2 protein-coding genes and 1 tRNA gene are annotated in these 2,352 nt (G+C 60.8%); 2 read left to right on the top strand and 1 reads right to left on the bottom strand.

From position 1 onward, the window contains the following. Window positions 1-57 precede the first annotated feature (57 nt). Window positions 58-134 (top strand) — tRNA-Arg (locus NTX40_04555). Here the strand turns inward: NTX40_04555 and NTX40_04550 are convergent. After that, window positions 105-1,163, bottom strand: coding sequence for a site-specific integrase (locus NTX40_04550; protein MCX5648354.1), 1,059 nt, complete (start codon window positions 1,161-1,163; stop codon window positions 105-107). The genes NTX40_04555 and NTX40_04550 overlap by 30 nt on opposite strands. A gap of 194 nt (window positions 1,164-1,357) precedes the next feature. On the opposite strand from NTX40_04550, the gene NTX40_04545 reads away from it, so the two are divergent. Further along, the coding region (locus NTX40_04545) for a hypothetical protein (protein MCX5648353.1) at window positions 1,358-2,352 on the top strand (995 nt) is incomplete at its 3' end.

Here is a 2,352-nt window from a genome sequence, read left to right as displayed (position 1 = left end):
CGACGGCCAAGACGCCTTGACACCACCGCCGGGCAGGTTAGAATCTTCTTCCGCAGCGTCCCCATAGCTCAAATGGATAGAGCGTTGGCCTCCGGAGCCAAAGGTTAGAGGTTCGACTCCTCTTGGGGACGCCACTGCAAGCCACGATCCGGCAGAGGGTTACGACTCTCTGCCGGATCTTTCTTTTGTGGAAAACCCCGGTTTGGGCCCCGTTGTGTCAGTTTTGTGTCAGTCGGACGGGCTTCCGGCAACTCCCCGACGAGCTCGCTCTGGACCTCTCGCGCCCTGGCCAGATCGTCCTCATGCACGCTGAGGTAGTACGTCTCGGTCGTCTGGATCTCGCTGTGGCCCGCGAGCTGCTGCACCACGTGGATCGGCAATCGCCGTGCCCAGTTCGTGATGCACGAGCGCCTCAGGTCATGAATCGTGTACGGCCCGACGCCCGCCCGCCGGCAGAGGGTCTTAAAGCGACGAAGCATGTTGTTCACGAGGTCCAGGCCCGTGCGCCACCGGCCTTCGGAAACCTGCCGGCGATAATACTCCCATCGCCCGTGCTCCATAAAAACATAGGGGCACCCCTCCGGGGCGACGGCCTGCCAAGCGGCGAGCAGGCTGACCGCCTGCTCCGGCAGGGGCACGGAGCGCATCTCGTGGTCCTTGGGTTGCCAGGGTTGGATCCAAGGACCTCCGGCTTTACGCGTCACATGAACTTGGCCCGGCTGGAACTCGACGTCCTTCCAGGTCAGGTTGGTGGCTTCCCGCAGCCGCAGGCCCGTGCTGTAGACCAGGACCAGGAACGCGCGCCACAGACCGTCCGGGGCCGCACGGAGGATCGTCTGGAATTCCGCCGGGCTACAGTAGGCGTTGCGCTGGCGTCCCACCTTGATTCTCGGGAGCGCGAGGCATGGATTTTGCCCCGGAGCGAGATAGCCCCTCACAATGGCCAAGTTGAAGAGGCGCTTCAACGTGCGGACCTCTCGGTTGGCCGACGAAGGGGAATGGCCCGTGGCCAACCGCGCGGCCCGAAACTGCTCCACCTCGCGGGTCGAGATTCTGTGGAGCGGCCGCTCCCAGCCCACGTGCTCGGCCAAGAGATCGATCGCCTTCAGGTGAAGGTTGAACGTGCTCCTGGCCAACTGGTCCTTCATGACCTCCGCGTGCACCGTCTTGTACTCCTTCAGCGTGATACCCGGGGGCGGATCCCCCTTTCCATTATGGACTTCGATCTGCTTACCCGCTACGAATTGCTCGGCCTCCTTTCTTGTCTCGAACGTCTTACCGTACCGCTTCCCATTCAGACCGAACCAACGCACCAGCCAGCGATGGGCTCGCCTCTTCGGCCAGTCGCTCTTGGGTAATGGCTGGCCTGATCGGTCTTTGGGAACCGGCCCACACCACCTTCGCCTTTAACCTCAAGCATCGCGGCGACATCGCCATGATCCAGGATTGCCTGCACCTGGACAGCGAGCAGGCAGGCTACCTTAACCGCCTGGAGGTCGGCTGGGCCGTCGCCAAACTCCAGGGCCGATGGTTCTTCCCGTTCTTGATCAAGTTGCCGCTGGTGCGGCTGAAAAAGGGAAGCGTGACCGACGCACACATCCGCCAGCGCTATCTCGCTGCGAGCGCGTTGGATAACGTGGCCGTGGATGGCAAGGCAGGGGATTCCTCGGCGATTTCCAGCCGAGAAGGAGATTCCGTGCCGATTCCGTCGAAAGACAGGGAGATTCCGGGGATTCCGCTGGAAGCAAAAGATGAAATATCAGATGAGGGGGAAGGGTGCGCAATTAGGCTCACAACGCAGGATAAGGGGTTTTTGGCAGACGTATGGAAACATCCAACGTCAACAATTACAGGTCATTATCATTCTTTAGGTCTCTCTCCTCGTCGGGGCACGGGGTGCCAAAGACTGCTTGTACGTCGCGGTCTTATCCTTTCCTGTCCGATTACTTTTGGACATTCGAGGATCAAGATACTGTCGCTGACGGAACTTGGGAAGGCCGCACTGGGCATCCATGAAGCGGACGCAGACAGGTTGGGCGGACCAGAACACAGGTACTGGAAGAAACGCCTGGCCGAGGACTTAAGGGCCCGTGGGTATGACGTGACGGAGGAGTACCCTCTGGGTGGCGGCAAGGCCGTTAACCTTGTGGCGACCCGGAGCGGCGAGCGTGTGGCCTTGGAGATCGAGACCGGCAAGTCGGACGTCTTGGCGAATGTAAAAAAGTGCCTCGGGGCGGGCTTGGACAAGGTCATCATCGTGGCAACCTCCCGCAAAACAGAGGAGGTCGCGAAGACCCTGGCGATCCAATACCCTCAGGTGGAGTGTGTCGCCGCTGGCAACGTTGTGAAAAC

Source organism: Planctomycetota bacterium (assembly GCA_026387035.1).
Lineage (GTDB): Bacteria > Planctomycetota > Phycisphaerae > FEN-1346 > FEN-1346 > JAPLMM01.
Note: the sequence above shows the minus strand (reverse complement) of the source record. Positions and strands in the feature narration are given on the sequence as shown.